Below are 19246 nucleotides of genomic sequence, written 5' to 3'. Positions count from 1 at the left end.
TTTTCTTATTTAAAAGTAATAGAGGTTACTTTTTTATCAGGAGAATTCGCGTTTCATAAGGCTTTAAGTGAATGCGCTTACCTTCATACTGCAATGGGTGAGAGTAATTAGTTAGCAAACACTCTGAGTTTTCTATCGCGAGATCTACAGGCATTTCACAGAAGACTTCTTGAGGATAGTAATTACTTACACATACCAATTGGTGAGTGGCGTTTTCTCGTAAGTAAGCCCAACAATGTTGATGATCTGGCAATAAATCTAGATAGCTACCATCGGTAATGACTGGTAAGTGCTTACGCAGTTCAATCAAAGCTTTATAGAAGTAAAAAACGGAATCGCCATCTTCTACCGCTGCCTTGGCATTCACTTGCGGATAGTTTGCCGCCACTTCTAGCCATGGTTTGCCTTGTGTGAAACCGGCATTGTCAGAGCCATCCCACTGCATTGGTGCTCGCGAGTTATCACGAGATTTCTGCGCCAAAATCGCCATCATATCGTCATGGCTAACTCCTTGTTGATTCACCATGATGTCGTACATGTTGGTGCTTTCAACATCGCGATATTGGGTAATGTCGGTATACGCAGGGTTAGTCATACCAATCTCTTCGCCTTGGTAGATATAAGGTGTGCCCTGCATCATGTGCAAAGAGGCTGCCAGCATCTTTGCTGATTCGACTCGATAAGTTTGGTCGTCACCTAATCGGCTGACTATTCGTGGCTGATCGTGGTTACACCAAAATAGCGCACCCCAGCCTTGGCCATTAAGCCCTGTTTGCCAATGATTGAAGATTTGCTTAAGTTGAATGAAATCAAAAGGGGCTTTAGTCCACTTCTCACCATTGGGATAATCCACTTTAAGATGATGAAAGTTAAACACCATCGATAGCTCTTTACCATCTTGCGCCGAGTATTGCTGGCAATGCTCTAACGTGGTTGAAGACATTTCACCCACAGTGACACTGCCGTATTTTTGAAATACCGCTTCACTGATCTCTTGTAAGTATTCATGTACACGCGGACCATCAGTGTAAAAACGTCGGCCATCACCAGACTCATCACTCGGGAAATCTTGTTGCTTAGAAATCAGGTTAATCACGTCTAAGCGGAATCCATCGACACCTTTTTCAGCCCAGTAGCTAATCACCTGTTTTACTTCTTGACGCACCGCAGGATTTTCCCAGTTAAGGTCTGCTTGTTCAGTGGCAAATAGATGCAGGTAATACTGGTTTGTTGCTTGATCCAGTTGCCATGCACTGCCACCGAACTTAGATTGCCAGTTGTTAGGCTCGCCCCCTTCCACAGGGTCTTTCCAGATGTAGTAATCACGGTATGGGCTTTGTTTGTCACCTAATGCGGATTGAAACCATTGATGATGAGTCGAGGTATGGTTAACTACGATATCCATAATGATGCGAATGCCACGCTGATGTGCTTGGGCAAGTAGCAGATCAAAGTCCGCCATGGTGCCAAACTCAGGGTTTATCGCGTAGTAATCTGAAATGTCGTAGCCATTATCCACCATTGGCGATTGGTAAACCGGTGTTAGCCAGATGGCATCAATCCCTAAACGTTTTAAATAATCGAGTTTAGAAATAATGCCTTTGATATCTCCGGTACCTTGACTGCCGCTGTCACAAAAACTTTTCGGATAAATTTGATAGATAGACGCGGTTTTCCACCAATTAGCATCTTGATTGAGAATCGTCATCGCAATACTCACTTACCAGTAAATTAGATAAATAAGCCATGAAAGCCATGGCAAAAAAGAATTGAGCGAGACCTTAGCCTCGCTTGTTTAACTTAAGCGCTTGCTGTTTCCAGCTCGCCTTTTGCTTGGGCACGCTTGTATAGGAATAGAGTTAAAGTGACTGGAACTGCAACTGCCACCAGCATAGCAACAGCAAACACACCCCAGTATTGTGGCTGAATAGAGAGAATACCCGGTAGACCACCTACACCAATGCCATTGGCCATTACACCCGCCATGCCACAAATCGCCGCAGCAATTGCAGAACCAATCATGGCACTCAGCATTGGGAATTTGTATTTCAAGTTAATGCCGTACATCGCAGGCTCAGTTACACCAAGGTAGGCCGAGATAGCTGCAGGCACAGAGATGTCACGTTCACCATGTTTTTTGCTAATAATGATGATGCCCACAACCGCTGATGCTTGCGCGATGTTAGAAAGTGCAATCAATGGCCAAATTGGTGTACCGCCAAGGTCTTGCATTAGTTGTAGGTCAACGGCGTTAGTCGTGTGGTGAATACCCGTAATCACAAGCGGAGCATATAAGAAGCCGAAGATCATAGAGCCAATCACGGCAAAATCACCAGTCATGGCCGCTTTAGCCGCAAACGCCACACCATCACCCAACATACGACCAAATGGACCAATCAGAGAGTGCGCCAAAACAACAGAGAGAATGATAGAAACAAAAGGTACTACCACTAGGTATAGGTACGAAGGAATAATGCGTTTCAAATTAGTTTCGATAAAGGCTAAAGCAACACCCGCCAACATGGCTGGAATTACTTGCGCTTGATAACCGACTTTCTCAATGACAAACAAGCCAAAGTCCCAGACTTCCGGCACTTGCTTACCAATCAAGTAGGCATTCATTAGCTGTGGCGAAACTAGCGTCACACCAAGAGTAATACCAAGAATCGGGGTACCACCGAGTTTTTTCACCGTCGACCAACACACGCCAACTGGCAAGAAGAAGAAGATCGCTTCACCAATCAACCATAGGAAGCTATGTACAGTCGCCCAGAACTGGCTGATTTCAGTCAGAGACTGGCCATCAAACATCTTGATGTCGCCAATCACATTACGGAAACCAAGGATCAAACCACCAGTGATAATCGCAGGAAGCAGCGGCACAAAGATTTCAGCAAGATGGGAGATACCGCGTTCGAGAATATTCATGTTTTGACGAGCAGCAAGCTTCGCCTCATCTTTTGAAGCCGCTTGCTTACCCGTTAAAGAGATCAATACTTTGTAGACCTCATCAACTTCAGTACCAATCACAACTTGGAACTGGCCCGCATTGGTAAAGCAGCCCTTAACGACACTCAATGCTTCTAGCCCTGCCTCATCCGCTTTGGCAGTGTCATTTAAGACAAAACGTAAACGCGTTAAACAGTGACTCACACTGGCAATGTTTTCAGATCCGCCAACGAGTTCGATCAGACGCGCCACATCTTGTTTAGCAATCTTCCCCATAACCTTGTCCACCCTATTGGAAATTCGATTTATGTTCTTAATTTTACTTTTTTTGGGAACGTTCCCTTTAATTGTTTATTATATTGGCAGAATCTATCAAACTCAGAAATGGGAACAGTCCCATTAATTGAGAACGATCACAGTATAATTTTAAACCAATTGAAAAAGAATTACTTAGATTAGGACAGGTTCTTGGGTAATATGAGTCAGCTCTGACTCTCCATTTATATGAGATATCAGAAGGTTAGCCGCTTTCACCCCGGCATCAGCGTAGCCTGGGTCAATGCTGAATACATTAGGGAATAAGAAAGAAAGCAATTCGCTTCCACCTACACCAGTGACTATCACATCTTCTCGCGAGAGTTCTTGCAGCCGCTTTATGACCCCAAGAGCAAGGCTATCACTGGCACACACAATCGCTTGAGTGTGTTCTGTCAGGACTTGTTCGACTAGCTGATAAGCGCTTTCATGGTGAAGATCACCGGTTCGATAAACACTCTCGATACCATGTTGCGCGCACCAAGATTGATACGCCTCTAGACGTAACTTACCCGTCGTCTTGTCGCTTGGGTCTACGCCAATGTAACTGATATTGCGGCCGCCTTGCTGATACAAATGCTGCAAGGCTTGAGTGATCACACCACTGTTGTCATAGTTAATAGAAGAGACTTGTTGCGTGTCCATCGCGATAACAACCGCTTTACCTTGCCACGCCTCGAGCTTATCCAAATCAAAATCGCTAAAACCAAACACGATCACGCCATCGACATTGCGTCTTTTCAGTACTTGAAGGTGCTCATTGGTTTTATCACGATCGAACTGGCTTTCCATAATCACCGCATCATAACCCGCTTGATACAAAGCTTGCAGCATACTACCAACGGCTTTGTTTTCAGACGGAGAATCAAGACGAGAGATGATCACCCCAACCACTTTTTGGCTACCACCACGCATAGACTGCGCAGATTTAGACGGAACATAACCTGACTTTTCAATCACTTGGAGAACCTTTTCACGAGTTTCAGGCTTCACCTTTGGATCGTTAGTCAACACGCGAGACACGGTAGACTTACCGACTCCCGACAAACGCGCGATATCAAGAATGGTCAGTTTTTTGCTCATACAACAAGTATTCAATAGATAAAAGGAAAGTTCCTATGGGGCATACCACATAAGATGCCCCAAGGTTAGGTGGCTAACATTATTGTGTTTTACAGTTTTTGTAAATCTCTCGCCCTAATTCTAAGCGGGCGTACTCACCTTTCGTGTACAAAGTCACAGGCTGAATGTTGGATTGGGCATTCTGTGGTAATGAGTAACGCGTCCCTGAACCAGAAGGAACTTGCACTAATGCGAAGTCTGCTTGATCAATTCGAAGCAATGCCCCTTGTTCCTCGACCAAATAGGCGACATCAAAGGTCAAATCCGAGTCACATTGATAGTGATAAAGTTGTTCACTATTGACCTTATCCATTCCATCTGATGACTGGCCGCTAGAACAAGCAAACATGAAAAGACTACTGAAAAGAGTTAAGCCGGTTTTTATCATTGTCCCTGCCATAAAATAGTTACCTCCTATAGAAATAAAGGCCGCTCAATGAGCGACCTTTACAGGGTAGACTATTTTTTTAGATAGGCTGGCACATCTCTGAGACTATCGAGCACAGTTGTGGCGACCGCCTCACCGCGCTCTGTAACAGGCTTACCAGTACGAACCAAAATCTTAGTCCCCACACCTGCTGCATCAGCTGCCATCATGTCTTCAGGTTTATCACCCACCATAACTGAATTGGCCATATCTATTTTTAGAAAATCGCGAGCAGAAATAAACATCCCCGGCTTTGGCTTACGGCACTCACAGTCTTCTTTGTATTTACCAATGCCATGCTCACTATGATGCGGACAGTAATAGATACCATCAAGCTCTACACCGTTATCAACAAAGTTCCAATCCATCCACTGGGTTAGCGATAAGAATCGGTCTTCACTGAATTTACCGCGTGCAATGCCCGATTGGTTAGTCACTAAAACAAGTAAATAACCCATCTCTTTAAGTTGCTTAGTCGCTTCAAACACACCTTCGATAAATTCAAAGTCATGCTCGTCGTGCACATAGCCATGATCGACATTAATCACGCCATCGCGATCTAGAAAGACTGCTGGTTTAGCCAAAATTCGGTTCTCTATTTTGCTCACTATTTTTAAGGATTATTGCACGCTTTATTTCTTTCATCACTATCTAATTACCTAATCGTTTGCCTAAAATAACCATTTAGACGTCTAGACGTAAAAATATCTATTGACACAAAACCAACAAAGCCATAGCATCTTCTACTAAATGAGATGTAGCTCAACATATTCTTCTGTTCCGAACTCGAGCAAAAAGTAGGTTTCTCAATGATTAGCATTAACCAAGTCAACAAGGTGTTCTACCAAGGCAAGAAAGAGATTCATGCCTTAAAAGACATCAATCTGCATATTCCACAAGGCAACATCTTTGGTGTTATCGGCTCGTCTGGTGCAGGTAAAAGTACCCTAATCCGTTGTGTAAACATGTTGGAAGCCCCAACAAACGGTGAAATCATTGTTGATGGTGTTGATCTAACGAAACTGACTAAATCACAGCTCAGCGAAGCTCGCCGCAACATCGGCATGATCTTCCAACACTTCAACCTACTTTCTTCACGCACAGTCTTTGACAATGTCGCACTGCCATTAGAGCTTGCAGGGAAAGAACAAAAGCAAATCGAAGCAAAAGTCACCGAGCTATTGAAACTGGTTGGTCTAGAAGATAAACATGAAACCTACCCGGCGAATCTAAGTGGCGGTCAAAAGCAGCGTGTTGCTATCGCCCGTGCACTGGCATCGGACCCAAAAGTACTACTGTGTGATGAAGCCACTAGCGCGCTTGACCCAGCGACTACACAGTCAATTCTTGAGCTACTAAAAGAAATCAACCGTAAACTCAACATCACTATTCTCATCATCACCCATGAAATGGACGTGGTAAAAAGCATCTGTCACGAAGTGGCAATCATCGGTCGTGGTGAACTGGTTGAGAAAGGCACAGTGGGCGAGATCTTTGCTCACCCTAAAACGGAGCTGGCTCATCAGTTCATTCGTTCAACATTAGACCTTTCAATTCCAGAAGATTACCAAGCACGTTTACAAGAAACGCGCGTAGAAGGCAGCTACCCATTAGTGCGTTTAGAGTTCACTGGCGCGACTGTCGACGCACCACTAATGACGCAAATCGCTCGTAAATTTAACATCGATGTCAGCATTTTAAGTTCAGATCTGGATTACGCTGGTGGCGTTAAATTCGGCATGATGGTCGCTGAGCTATTTGGTTCAGAACAAGATGATAACAATGCGATTGAATTCCTACGTGACAACAAAGTAAAAGTAGAGGTACTTGGCTATGTCCTTTAATACGATTTCAGAATGGCTAAACCTAAACAGTAAACTACTTATAGGCGCGACATGGGAAACGCTATACATGGTAGCGGTTGCTGGCATTGTAGGCTTTGCTGTGGGCATTCCGCTTGGCGTAATTCTTCACACCACCAAGAAAGGCGGCCTAATTGAAAACACCAAACTGAATGGTGTGCTCGGTGCAATTGTCAACGTGGGTCGTTCAGTGCCTTTCCTCGTACTGATGGTTGCGATTATTCCAGTGACCAAACTGCTTGTTGGCACCTTTATCGGTACGACAGCAGCCATTGTCCCACTCACCATTGGTGCAATTCCATTTGTTGCCCGCCTTATTGAAGGCGCACTATTAGAAGTGCCAACAGGTTTAGTAGAAGCCGCGCAATCTATGGGCGCGACTCCATTACAAATCATTACCAAAGTATTGCTACCAGAAGCGATGCCAACCATTGTTAACTCAGTCACTATCACACTTGTAACCCTAGTGAGCTACTCTGCGATGGCTGGCACAGTTGGCGGCGGCGGCTTAGGTGATGTAGCCATTCGTTATGGCTTCCACCGCTACGATGTCGTGATCATGGCTGTAACCGTCGTTATGCTTATCGTATTGGTACAAATTATTCAGTCTATCGGTGATGCCATTGTTCGCCGTGTAGACCACAGATAACCCGATTTAAAACGAAGACTTAAAAAAGAATTTTAAGATTTATACAAGGAGACAGTCATGAAATTTAATCTTAAAGGTTTACTTACCATCGCAGCAGCGGCCTCTGCCCTAATTCTTTCTGGTTGCGGTGAGAAAGAAGCTGATACTAGCACAATCAAAGTAGGCGTTATGGCTGGTGCAGAAGCACAAGTTGCTGAAGTAGCTGCAAAAGTAGCGAAAGAGAAATACAACCTAGATGTAGAGCTAGTAACATTCACTGACTACGTAACACCAAACGCGGCGTTAGATGACGGCTCTATCGACATCAACGCGTTCCAACACAAGCCATACCTAGATCAGCAAGTAGCTGACCGTGGTTACAAGCTAGTTATCGCAGGTAATACATTCGTTTACCCAATCGCGGGTTACTCTAAGCAAGTAAAATCAGTGGATGAGATCCAAGAAGGTGCGCGCATTGCAGTACCAAACGATCCAACGAACCTTGGTCGTTCCCTACTTCTTCTTGAGCAACAAGGTCTAATCACACTGCGTGAAGGTGCTGGTCTACTAGCAACAGTTCGTGACATCGTTGAAAACCCGAAAAGCATCACTATTGTTGAGCTTGATGCTGCCCAACTACCTCGCTCTCTTGACGACGTAGCACTGTCTGTAATCAACACTACTTACGCAAGCTCTATCAACCTTACTCCACAAAAAGATGGCGTGTTCGTTGAAGACAAAGAATCTCCATACGTAAACCTAGTTGTCGCTCGTGAAGACAATGCAGCAGCTGAAAACGTAGTAAACTTTGTAAAAGCATACCAAACGGAAGAAGTGTACTCAGCAGCGTCTGACATCTTCCAAGGTGGCGTCGTTAAAGGCTGGTAATCACCTTTTCTTCACCAAACAAACTCTAAGGCTAGCTTCGGCTAGCCTTTTCTATACCTGCTCCTCCATTGCGATCCATTTCACAGCTATCAACATTTCACCTTGTGTTAGAGCTAACTCAAACCCGCATAACTTTGACTTCTTTAGATTCACATATAAGAAGGACACCACATGCAAACACACACGCTCGGAAATTCACAACTCAAGATATCTACACTGGGATTAGGAAGTTGGGCTATTGGAGGAGATATCGGCGATTGGGGATGGGGTACTCAATCAACCCGGGAGTCCGTAAAAGTCATTCATGCAGCCCTAGACCAAGGGATTAACTGGATCGATACCGCACCCGCTTATGGCTTAGGCAATGCCGAGAAAGTTATCGCTAAAGCGCTTCATCAAACTCATTACACACCATCTATCTTTACTAAATGTGGTTTTCGTTGGAATGATGGGGAATCAGAGTTACAACCTTGCCTCACCAAGCAATCGATACTTCAAGAAGTAGAGCACAGTCTTCGCCGTCTTAATATTGACTGTATCGACTTGTACCAAATTCATACGCCAAATCCATCAGCTCAACTTGAAGAAGCATGGCAAACTCTAGCGGAACTGCAACAAGCAGGAAAAGTAAGACACATTGGCGTGTCCAACTTTTCTCAATCGCAATTGCAGCGAATACAAGAAATCGCACCTATCACTTCACTACAGCCCCCCTACTCTCTACTCAACCGCCGCATAGAGCAAGATGTACTGCCTTGGTGTACAGATAACAACATTGGAGTCATTCACCATTCGGCGATGAGTCACGGACTCTTAACAGGAGATTGGAATATCGAAAGGCTCAACAAGCTAGATAAGCGAGATTGGCGGCATAAAAGTAACCAATTCCAGCAACCGGAGTTCAACCGGATTGTAGAAGCAGTAAATAAATTAAAAGGCTTAGCAGACAGCAAGCAATGTCAAACCGCACAATTAAGCTTAGCGTGGACATTAGCCAATCAAGCAACAACAGGTACGATCATCGGTGCACGAACAGAAAAGCAACTTAACCAATTATTACCAGCTACAGAGATAGGCATAACCCACGAAGAAATGACCATCATTGAACAACTATTTCCACACTGATTTAAAAGCTATAGCAGATTTTGATAGTGCTCTATTTTCCAACTAATATGCTTTAAGCATTCATCAATCTCTGCACGACTGATCTCTAAACGTTGTTTATGTTCTGCCAATATTTTCAACAAATACTGTGGCTGTTTATCATCAGACACTACACGTTTAGCATAGGCTTGGATGTCTTTTAATGGCATCCCAGTCATCTTCAAGCATTGGATAAACTTGAGCCAATGGACATCTTGTTCTCGATAATATCTATGACCAAACTCATCTCTTGGCACCGCCCAAATCAGCCCCTGCCGCTCATAATACCGTAATGTATGCTGGCTTAATCCCGTATCCTTTGCAACTTGCTGAATTCGCATTCCTATACCTCAACTCATTCACTAATAGCCAAAGTATCAATTCACTGCTCGTTGTTTCTAGTATTTCTAATAAGCAATAATTCACATGCGACTCAAATCTCAGACATAAAAAAAGGGTTAGCAGTTTGCTAACCCTTTCTTATCAATACGATTTACTTAAGCGGCTACTTGCTCAGTCGCTACCGCAGCTGGTTTCTTCTCACCAATAGGAAGAATCGTGCGGCCGTATTCATTATTTAGAACTTGAGCCATCGCGAAGTAGATTGCGCTCGCACCACAGAAGATGCCTTCAAAGCCAGCAATCGTGCCAATCAGTTCGCTACCCGTGAAATCACGTGCTGCAAGTAGGAAGAATAGAATGGTTAGTGAACCGAATACTACTTGTTTCGCTACTGGGTAACATAGTGAACCGATGAACATGAAACCAGTGAAGATACCCCAAAGTGTTAGGTACCAACCCATGAAACTATGAGGGCTTGCTGGTAGACCCATGTATGGCATTACAATTAGACCAACAAGCGTTAGCCAGAATAGGCCGTAAGAAGTAAATGCAGTGGTACCAAACGTGTCGCCACGCTTAAAGCACATCATGCCAACAAGAACTTGGCTAAGACCACCGTAGAAAATACCCATCGCTAGGATCATAGAATCAATTGGGAAAAAGCCTGCATTGTGGATGTTTAGCAGGATGGTTGTCATACCGAAACCCATTAGGCCTAGTGGCGCAGGGTTAGCCAGTTTAGTCGACATTGGCGTGTACCTTTTCAAAAAAGTTGATAAAAATTACGCGCGAATTTTAAAGGTCAATCCTACAAACACAATAAGCGTTACGCGCAATCTTAGATTGCACAAAACACCAATCAGTTGATTTCTCTGATCAAAGAGCATTAACTGAAAATAAAGACGAAAAAAAGCCTGCAAATAGACATAAACACATAGTTGCAGGCTTAAAAACAGCTGATATTAGATTTCAGCTAAAAACACTTTATTGTGCAGGTACTGCAGAGATAAATTTCCATGGGTCGCCTTTGGTAGGATCATCACCTTGTGTCCACCATTTCGCTTCATAGATTGCATTCTGATGAGTGACCTGATCACCGGTGTTGTACACCTTATTAACGTCCCACGCAGGAGCTGTGCCCGGTGGATCAACCGGTGGCGGAGCTAGGTTATCAACCACTCGCACTTCCGGCCAACTTGCATGAGATTGATAGAAGTTGGTGACACATTTCTCGTAGTCCCCTTCAACCAACGCAGAATAAGCTGTTTGGAAGCCAACTAACTCACACTCAAACGAGTAACCTTCAGGACGGTCCGCATAGTATTTCCAGTTACCATCCCAGTTGGTGTAAAGCACATCAGTCGCGCCATCTAGGTTCAAACTTGCGTAAGGCGTTTGCTGCCAACAAGTATTCACTTCATCAGCTTCAATTGGGATCTGATAATGCGCTGATAGGCCTTCCCAATATTTGATTCGGTTAACTGGCTGACCTTTGTTTTTGTTTTGTTCACCACACTCAATACCACCATTGATGATGTTAATTGTGGTACCAAAGCCATAACCGATACCCGCATCGATTTCACGCTGTGATGGAACCCAAGTACGGTCAATCACATGCAGCATGGCAGGCTTAGGCGCTTGAGGCGTTAAGAAGAACCAAATTGCAGAAGCAAGGTTCAGCCAAGAGTCTGCTACTAATGCTGGGTTGTTAAGCAGTACCGTTGCGTCGCCGTCGTACATCGCCTCAGAGAATGCGCCGTAGTTAAAGTGGTAAGAAAGCTGTTTAGCACCACGGCCAAAGTAACCTTGCCCTGGAGCACATGGCCACTTACGGTTTTGCCAATCATTTTGACCACAACCGGTGGTGTAACCTTCTTGACCTTCAGACCATCCCATTTCACGCACATGAACTAAAGCCTGCTGCCACTCTTCAAGACCTAATGGATTATCCCAATGATTGTCTTTAGAGATGTGACCGCCTGTCTCTTGAGCAAAGTGTGCAAATGCCGTGATGATGGACTTCTTACAGATTGCATCAGAGTTACGTCCATCAGTGTAAGTAGCACAAAACGCTGGGAACTTACCGATTGCACGTAAGAATTTGGTGTAGGTGTATTCTGGCGCTGCCATTTGAGTTAAGTAGTCCCATTCGCTTTGAGGGAATACCAGTTCTGCTCGTTTGACGTTCTCTGGGTTAGTCGCTAGACCAGGTTCAATCGCTTCGACAACCGTGTTGCTTGCCGTGCGAAGAGCGTCTGCCCATACCGCATACATAGGGTCAGAAGTTTTACTGGCTTCCATCGCTTGGATCTCTGCGCGATCCATCACGTAGCCAGTCGGGTTTTGAGGGTCAGGTTGGATGTTAGGGCTAGCCCAGACACTGGATGCACTGGCTACAGCGATAGCCGCGGCAATGCTAGTTATTGTTTTCATGTTGTTGGAGTCCTCTAATTAATATTAACGTCCAACGAAAGCATAGAAAAACGAGGATAATTTGGTGTCAAATGCCATCTGGCAAATAATAATCTTGCGATATAACTATAGAAATTTTCCATTGATAAACAGCACAATTAATATGCCATTTTGATTGCGCTCCCAAAACTGAATGCCTTACCGTATGATAAAAAACGCGCAGCCCATTTTTAGGCTACGCGTCACCGAATGGTACTAAGTTGTCGCGATTATACGTTCGCTTTATACAACTTTTGCCCTATTTGAGTTTTGGTAATTAGCAGGTAGAAGCTAATTTGAACCGTTAATGCCGCAAGTAATGTCAAAGGTGATTCAGACAGACCAGCGACAACAAAGCTAAGCAGCGCAATCGCTCCATTGACCAGCGCGTAAGGAAGCTGAGTTCTAAAGTGCTCGTACTGCTCACACGCTGCACCTGTCGATGATAATATGGTCGTTTCTGAAATTGGCGAACAGTGGTCACCAAACAAACCGCCCGACAGTACCGCACCAATACACACCAGCAATGGCGCATCAATCGCTATGCCAGTTGGAATCACGAGTGGCATCATGATGGCAAATGTTCCCCATGATGACCCTGTCGCAAAGGAAATGATCCCAGCGAGTAAAAAGGCCATTGCTGGTAATAACCAACTCGGGAATCCTGCTTGTGCTTGCTCGGCAATATAAGCAGCAGCGCCCAGTTCTTTACCCACAGAGCTTAATGCCCAAGCCAATACCAGAATGACCGCCACAGACATCATTCCCGACATGCCTTTTAAGTAAACTTGAATGCTATCAGCGATTTTCCTTACTCCGTAGAACGCCATTAAACTAATCAAAGTAAAGGCCGCAAATAAATATGCCGTCGAGAGCGCAGCACGGAATGTCGAACCTGCCACCTTTTGGAATGGGAAGCCCAGCGGTACAAGCATTGAACACAGCACAATTAACATCACTAGAAGCGGAGCCCAAACAAAGGATGCTTTCGCATTTTTATGCGAGAACGCTTGATGCTGCTCTGTGCCAATTGGCTGACTGATGATTCCTTGCTTAGCCTCTTGCTCGGCCTTAGCCATAGGACCAAAGTCACACTTAAAAATCGAGATAATCGGCACAATCGCGATCGCGAGGAATGCATAAAACTGATAAGGAATCGCACCAATGAAAGCATCCCAGTCACTCATGCCCACATCAAGCTGTGAGAACTCCTTTTGGATCAGCCCCATGATATACACCCCCCAACCAATGAAAGGGATTAAAATAGCCACTGGAGATGACGTCGAATCGATAATAAAAGCTAGCTTCTGGCGAGAAATTTTCAGCTTATCAAACAAAGGTCTAAACACCGGACCTACGATGAGTGGCGTACCTAAGTCTGAGAAAAATATAACAATACCGCCAAACCACGCAGAAATTTGAGCCTGACACTTACTGGCGACAAGCTTAGTGACACGTTCAGCAAATGCCACGCCGCCTCCTGACTTTTCCATCAAAGCCACAAAGCCACCAATGAAAACCAATAGCAAAATAACCCCCGCGTTATAGCTATCCGTCAATTGAGGTAGTAAGTAACCTTTCATGAGCGCACCAAAGGAATCTAAAGGACCACTCTCAACAAAAGTGCCTTCTAGCATAGCCACACCACTGACTACACCAGCAAACAAACCAACAACCACATTTCGAGTCGTCAAAGCTAAGGCTAAAGTTATTAAAATGGGAATAAGAGAGGTAAATTCAGCCTGTTCCATAGCAAACACCAATTAAAATATTTAAACAACAAAACTGAATATACATGCAAAATATCGTATTGTATATGCATTATAGTAAAAAAGTTTAGATTACTATTCATTTGAAATTAGACACAAAAAAACCAGCCCGAAGGCTGGTTTTACTATTTTAATCTTTACGTCAAATACTCCAACTCATTCCCAAAATAGTTGGAGTTGCAACTAGGCGACAACGTTGCTACTTCAAATATGAAGAGAATATTATTCCCATTCAATTGTTGCTGGTGGCTTACCTGAAATATCGTAAACCACGCGCGAAATGCCATCTACTTCGTTGATAATACGGTTAGAAACCTTACCTAGGAAGTCGTATGGTAGGTGCGCCCAGTGAGCTGTCATGAAGTCGATAGTTTCTACCGCACGTAGCGATACAACCCAGTCGTACTTACGGCCATCGCCCATTACGCCTACAGAGCGTACTGGTAGGAATACTGTGAACGCTTGTGATACTTTGTCGTAAAGGTCTGCTGCGTGTAGCTCTTCAATGAAGATAGCATCAGCACGACGTAGTAGGTCACAGTACTCTTTCTTGATTTCACCAAGAACGCGAACACCTAGACCAGGACCAGGGAATGGATGGCGGTAAAGCATGTTGTAAGGTAGGCCAAGCTCTAGACCGATCTTACGAACTTCATCTTTGAATAGCTCGCGTAGCGGCTCAACAAGACCCATTTCCATATCATCTGGAAGACCACCAACGTTGTGGTGAGATTTAATAACGTGTGCTTTACCCGTCTTAGAAGCTGCTGACTCAATAACGTCCGGGTAGATAGTACCCTGAGCTAGCCATTTTGCGTTCTTCAGTTTCTTAGACTCTTCATCGAATACGTCGACAAATACGTGACCGATGGTTTTACGTTTTTCTTCAGGATCCGCTTTGCCTTCAAGCGCTTTTAGGAAGCGATCTTCTGCATCAACTTTGATGATGTTTAGGCCGAACTTATCGCCAAACATATCCATTACTTGTTGGCCTTCGTTTAGACGAAGTAGACCGTTATCAACGAATACACACGTTAGCTTATCGCCGATTGCACGGTGAACAAGCATTGCAACTACTGATGAATCAACACCACCAGATAGACCAAGAATAACTTCGTCGTCACCCACTTGCTCTTTAATACGAGCAACTGCATCTTCGATGATAGATTCAGAAGTCCATAGACGCTCACAGCCACACACGCCAAGAACAAAGTTCTCTAGCATTTGTTTGCCTTGCTTAGTGTGCGTTACTTCTGGGTGAAACTGTACGCCATAGTACTTCTTCTCTTCATTCGCCATTGCAGCGTAAGGACAAGTATCTGTCTCACCTACTTTTACGAAATCAGCTGGAATTTCTACTACTTTGTCACCGTGGCTCATCCATACATCTTGAGTTGCTTCAAGATCTTTAAATAGTGCAGATTCGCCAGAAACTTTTACTTGTGCGTAGCCAAATTCACGCTCATTTGAGCCAGCTACTTTACCACCTAGCTGCTCAGCCATAGTTTGCATGCCGTAACATACACCTAGAACTGGCACACCAGAATCAAAAACATATTGAGGAGCGCGTGGAGAGTTATCTTCCGTTACGCTTTCAGGGCCACCAGACAGGATGATGCCATCTGGGTTGAATTCACGAATATCCGCTTCTTCTACGTCCCAGCTCCATAGCTCACAGTAAACGCCGATTTCACGAACGCGGCGCGCGACAAGTTGAGTGTACTGAGAACCGAAGTCCAAGATCAGAATACGTTGGTCATGGATATTTTTAGTCATTTTGGCAGTCTTATAAGCTAGGTTATTAAAACGAAGGCGAGTGTACTCGCCTTCGTTTTATGCTTCAAGGGAAAACGCAAACGTTTCCGTTAAATGTATAGGTTTTAATTTTTCGACGGTTTTCGTTAAAGAGCCTTTACCGAATGAACGGAGAAAGCGCCCTGTTTATATGCATAAATGAGCACTTTCGATGTAACTATCGAACGAAATAACCAGTAGAAATTAGCCTAAACGGTAGTTTGGCGCTTCTTTAGTGATCTGAACGTCGTGTACGTGAGACTCTTTCATACCTGCACCTGAGATACGAACGAATTCCGCTTTAGTACGCATATCTTCTACTGTTGCAGAGCCTGTTAGACCCATGCTTGAACGTAGGCCACCCATTTGTTGGTGAACGATCTCTTTTAGACGACCTTTGTATGCGATACGACCTTCGATACCTTCTGGTACTAGCTTGTCGGCTGCATTGTCTGATTGGAAGTAACGGTCAGAAGAGCCTTGAGACATTGCGCCTAGAGAGCCCATGCCACGGTATGCTTTGTATGAACGGCCGTTGTAAAGAATCACTTCGCCCGGAGCTTCTTCAGTACCTGCAAACATTGAACCAACCATTACACATGATGCGCCAGCTACGATTGCTTTACAGATATCACCAGAGAAGCGGATACCGCCATCTGCAATAACTGGAATGCCGTATTCATTCGCAACTTCTGCTGCATCTGCGATTGCAGTAACTTGTGGAACACCAACACCTGTTACGATACGTGTTGTACAGATTGAACCAGGGCCAATACCTACTTTTACTGCGCTTACGCCAGCTTCGATAAGTGCTTTAGCGCCTGCGCCAGTCGCTACGTTACCACCGATAATGTCTAGATCTGGGTAAGCTTCACGAGTTTCGCGGATGCGGTTTAGGACACCTTCAGAGTGACCATGTGAAGAGTCGATAAGTAGAACGTCAACACCCGCTTCAACGAGCGCTTTAACACGTTCTTCGTTACCTGCACCGGCACCTACCGCAGCACCTACACGTAGACGACCTTGTGCATCTTTACATGCATTTGGTTTACGTTCTGCTTTGTGGAAGTCTTTCGCTGTGATCATGCCAGTCAGTTGGAAGTCGTCGTTTACTACTAGAACTTTCTCAACACGTGCGCTGTGCATTTTCTCTTGAACTTCTTCACGAGATGCACCTTCTTTAACAGAAGCTAGGCGCTCTTTTGGCGTCATTACTACGTTTACTTTTTTGCTTAGGTCTGTCACGAAGCGTACGTCACGGCCAGTGATGATACCAACTAGCTCATTGCTTTCAGTCACAACAGGGAAACCCGCAAAACCGTGCTTTTTAGTTAGCTCAACCACATCTGCAATAGTTGCATCAGGGTGAACCGTTACCGGATTGGTCACAACACCAGCTTCAAAGATCTTCACTTGGTGAACCATCTCTGCTTGCTGCTCAATAGACATGTTCTTGTGGATAAAGCCAATGCCACCCTCTTGGGCTAGCGCAATCGCTAGACGAGCTTCAGTTACGGTGTCCATAGACGCCGAGATCATTGGGATGTTTAGGGTGATGTTCTTAGTTAGCTGAGTGCGAAGATCAGCTGTGTTTGGGAGAACGGTGGAGTGTGCTGGCACAAGTAATACGTCGTCGAATGTCAGCGCTTCTTTGGCAATTCTTAGCATTTGCAATATCTCACAATTAGAGGAGTAAAAAGAACAATCCAATCTCATCGTTTCGCATAATGAGGGTAACCAAAGTTAGGAAATCAGTTACATTTGGATTAGATATTGCGGAGGGATTATACGTTCAACGTAATCGCTTGACCACCAATTTTTTTAATTTTTTTCTTGCATTTACCCCCTTGCTATGTATTATATTGCCGCTAATTTCCATACTCACGCCTTCGAGATTAGCTGTGTCATCTCTGACCTATTCCCACAACAGTAGTAATAGCAACGCGAACATCTTCACGGTCTCTCGTCTCAATGCCGAAGTACGTCTTCTACTAGAAAACGAAATGGGTATTGTGTGGCTGATTGGCGAAATATCCAACTTCTCTGCACCGGTTTCCGGTCACTGGTATCTCACTCTTAAAGACTCTCGCGCTCAAGTAAAATGTGCCATGTTCCGTGGTAACAATCGTCGCGTAACCTTTAAACCACAAAATGGCAATCAAGTATTAGTAAAAGCCCGTCTTTCACTGTATGAACCGCGTGGTGACTATCAGTTAATTATCGAAAGCATGCAGCCAGAAGGCGATGGCCGACTTCAACAACAGTTCGATGAGCTGAAAATGAAGTTAGCTGGCGAAGGCTTGTTTGCCCAAACCAACAAGCAACCTTTACCTGAACACCCAAAGTGTGTGGGTGTGATTACCTCAAAAACGGGCGCAGCTCTGTTTGATATTCTTGATGTGCTTAAACGTCGTGATCCCTCTTTGCCCGTCGTGGTTTATCCAACCATGGTACAAGGCGAAGAAGCGGCGATTCAAATCGCTCAAGCGATTGGCCGTGCAAATAGCCGCGACGAGTGTGATGTTCTGATTGTCGGCCGAGGTGGCGGCTCGCTGGAAGATCTTTGGTGCTTTAACAATGAGATCGTTGCGCGCACGATTGCCGCTAGCCAAATCCCGATTATCAGTGCCGTTGGTCATGAAATTGATGTCACTATTGCTGACTTCGTCGCTGATATGCGAGCACCGACACCATCGGCTGCCGCTGAATTAGTAAGTCGAGACAATAGCCATAAAGCACAAGGGTTATCTACTCGTCAGCAAAAGCTCGCTAGTGCGATCAAGCATTACTTTGCTGAGCAAAAGCAGCATTTAACTCGGTTACAGCACCGCTTAGAACGTCAACACCCTAAACAGCAACTCGAGCGTCAAAGCCAACAGTTGGATGATTTAGATGGCCGCTTAAAACGTGCGATGGCCACGCTTATCAACCGCCATCAGCAAAAGGTTGAACGTCAACTACACCGCTTACAGCTCAGCTCACCAGCAAAACGTTTAAGTGAACAACAAACGCAATTGGCTCGTGCAGAACAAAAACTGCTTGATGCCATGGATCGAAAACTGCTGCAAACCCGCCATCAATTGGCTTTAGCCGCAGAGAAGCTTGATACGGTTAGCCCGCTTGCAACACTCAAACGTGGTTATTCGATCACCCAAAACCAAGATGGCCAAGTGATTCAATCGGCGAGCGATGTAAAAACGGGCGACACATTGGTCACCCGTTTAGCGAAAGGCGAAATTCACTCAACGGTCAACTAATTGACCACCAGCTTATTCGCGAATAGTTATGAGTCTAACTTGTGAAACTCAAAGCGAACTCGTGATTTCGATTTCAGTTCATTACAGCTGTTACAAAAGTAGTTTGCCGCTCCACAAGCCTGCAACTTTTCCAACTCTGCATCACAGTCAGGACAAAATCCTACCTTCTTAAAACTCACATCACACTGAGTGCATTGATAGTGGCCTTGCCAATCTAATTCGCTGTCGCACGTTGGGCATTGGTTCTGATTCATAGTTTGCCTCGAATACATCTAAATCGGTTACTGACACTATTGTCA

General features: G+C 44.7%; 16 protein-coding genes and 1 pseudogene. 5 read left to right on the top strand and 12 right to left on the bottom strand.

All coding sequences use genetic code 11. The features are described 5' to 3' along the window. Positions 1-25: 25 nt before the first annotated feature. From treC to gmhB, 5 genes are all read right to left on the bottom strand, one after another. The gene (gene treC, locus OH461_RS00540; protein WP_270018729.1) at positions 26-1708 is read right to left on the bottom strand and encodes an alpha,alpha-phosphotrehalase; all 1683 of its coding nucleotides are present in this window, start codon (positions 1706-1708) and stop codon (positions 26-28) included. Positions 1709-1800: 92 nt separating this feature from the next. After that, a complete protein-coding gene (treB, locus tag OH461_RS00535; RefSeq protein ID WP_270018728.1) occupies positions 1801-3225 on the bottom strand; it encodes a PTS trehalose transporter subunit IIBC in 1425 nt (474 codons plus the stop codon). A 174-nt stretch (positions 3226-3399) separates the two neighbouring features. Beyond that, positions 3400-4347 carry a trehalose operon repressor TreR gene (gene treR, locus OH461_RS00530; RefSeq protein ID WP_270018727.1) on the bottom strand — a complete coding sequence of 316 codons (948 nt, stop codon included), beginning with the start codon at positions 4345-4347 and terminating at the stop codon, positions 3400-3402. 79 nt (positions 4348-4426) lie between these two features. Then, positions 4427-4786, bottom strand: a complete 360-nt coding sequence (locus OH461_RS00525) for an MliC family protein (RefSeq protein ID WP_270018726.1) — start codon at positions 4784-4786, stop codon at positions 4427-4429. Between the two features lie 59 nt (positions 4787-4845). Then, positions 4846-5397: a D-glycero-beta-D-manno-heptose 1,7-bisphosphate 7-phosphatase gene (gmhB, locus tag OH461_RS00520; RefSeq protein WP_260261130.1), complete on the bottom strand. Its 552-nt coding sequence runs from the start codon at positions 5395-5397 to the stop codon at positions 4846-4848. 225 nt (positions 5398-5622) lie between these two features. On the opposite strand from gmhB, the gene metN reads away from it, so the two are divergent. From metN to OH461_RS00500, 4 genes are all read left to right on the top strand, one after another. Then, positions 5623-6657 carry a methionine ABC transporter ATP-binding protein MetN gene (gene metN / locus OH461_RS00515; RefSeq protein ID WP_270018725.1) on the top strand — a complete coding sequence of 345 codons (1035 nt, stop codon included), beginning with the start codon at positions 5623-5625 and terminating at the stop codon, positions 6655-6657. Continuing rightward, a complete protein-coding gene (locus OH461_RS00510; protein WP_270018724.1) occupies positions 6647-7324 on the top strand; it encodes a methionine ABC transporter permease in 678 nt (225 codons plus the stop codon). The genes metN and OH461_RS00510 overlap by 11 nt, the downstream gene beginning before the upstream one ends. A gap of 57 nt (positions 7325-7381) precedes the next feature. Next, on the top strand, positions 7382-8191 hold the full coding sequence (locus tag OH461_RS00505; protein ID WP_270018723.1) for a MetQ/NlpA family lipoprotein: 810 nt from the start codon (positions 7382-7384) through the stop codon (positions 8189-8191). A 171-nt stretch (positions 8192-8362) separates the two neighbouring features. Next, positions 8363-9316 (top strand): aldo/keto reductase, encoded by a 954-nt coding sequence (locus OH461_RS00500; protein ID WP_270018722.1) that lies wholly within the window; start codon positions 8363-8365, stop codon positions 9314-9316. A gap of 8 nt (positions 9317-9324) precedes the next feature. Here OH461_RS00500 and OH461_RS00495 read toward each other — a convergent pair whose 3' ends face one another. The 6 genes and pseudogenes from OH461_RS00495 to guaB all read right to left on the bottom strand — a co-directional run bounded on the left by OH461_RS00495 (position 9325) and on the right by guaB (position 17358). Beyond that, entirely contained in the window at positions 9325-9675 is a 351-nt protein-coding gene (locus OH461_RS00495; RefSeq protein ID WP_270018721.1) for a MerR family transcriptional regulator, read from the bottom strand. A gap of 156 nt (positions 9676-9831) precedes the next feature. Further along, a complete protein-coding gene (locus tag OH461_RS00490) occupies positions 9832-10425 on the bottom strand; it encodes an acetate uptake transporter (protein ID WP_270018720.1) in 594 nt (197 codons plus the stop codon). A 238-nt stretch (positions 10426-10663) separates the two neighbouring features. Further along, positions 10664-12109 (bottom strand): annotated as a pseudogene (locus OH461_RS00485) (chitinase); the annotation flags it as partial. A gap of 248 nt (positions 12110-12357) precedes the next feature. Further along, on the bottom strand, positions 12358-13878 hold the full coding sequence (locus OH461_RS00480; RefSeq protein ID WP_270018718.1) for a Na+/H+ antiporter NhaC family protein: 1521 nt from the start codon (positions 13876-13878) through the stop codon (positions 12358-12360). 240 nt (positions 13879-14118) lie between these two features. Continuing rightward, positions 14119-15672 (bottom strand): glutamine-hydrolyzing GMP synthase, encoded by a 1554-nt coding sequence (gene guaA, locus OH461_RS00475; protein WP_270018717.1) that lies wholly within the window; start codon positions 15670-15672, stop codon positions 14119-14121. A 222-nt stretch (positions 15673-15894) separates the two neighbouring features. Further along, entirely contained in the window at positions 15895-17358 is a 1464-nt protein-coding gene (gene guaB / locus OH461_RS00470) for an IMP dehydrogenase (RefSeq protein ID WP_270018716.1), read from the bottom strand. A 233-nt stretch (positions 17359-17591) separates the two neighbouring features. On the opposite strand from guaB, the gene xseA reads away from it, so the two are divergent. Continuing rightward, positions 17592-18947, top strand: a complete 1356-nt coding sequence (xseA, locus tag OH461_RS00465) for an exodeoxyribonuclease VII large subunit (RefSeq protein WP_270018715.1) — start codon at positions 17592-17594, stop codon at positions 18945-18947. Between the two features lie 26 nt (positions 18948-18973). Here the strand turns inward: xseA and OH461_RS00460 are convergent, their stop codons facing one another. Then, entirely contained in the window at positions 18974-19201 is a 228-nt protein-coding gene (locus OH461_RS00460; RefSeq protein ID WP_270018714.1) for a zinc ribbon domain-containing protein, read from the bottom strand. Positions 19202-19246: the final 45 nt, after the last annotated feature.

The sequence above is a fragment of the Vibrio sp. LaRot3 genome (assembly GCF_027587025.1).
Lineage (GTDB): Bacteria > Pseudomonadota > Gammaproteobacteria > Enterobacterales > Vibrionaceae > Vibrio.
Note: the sequence above shows the minus strand (reverse complement) of the source record. Positions and strands in the feature narration are given on the sequence as shown.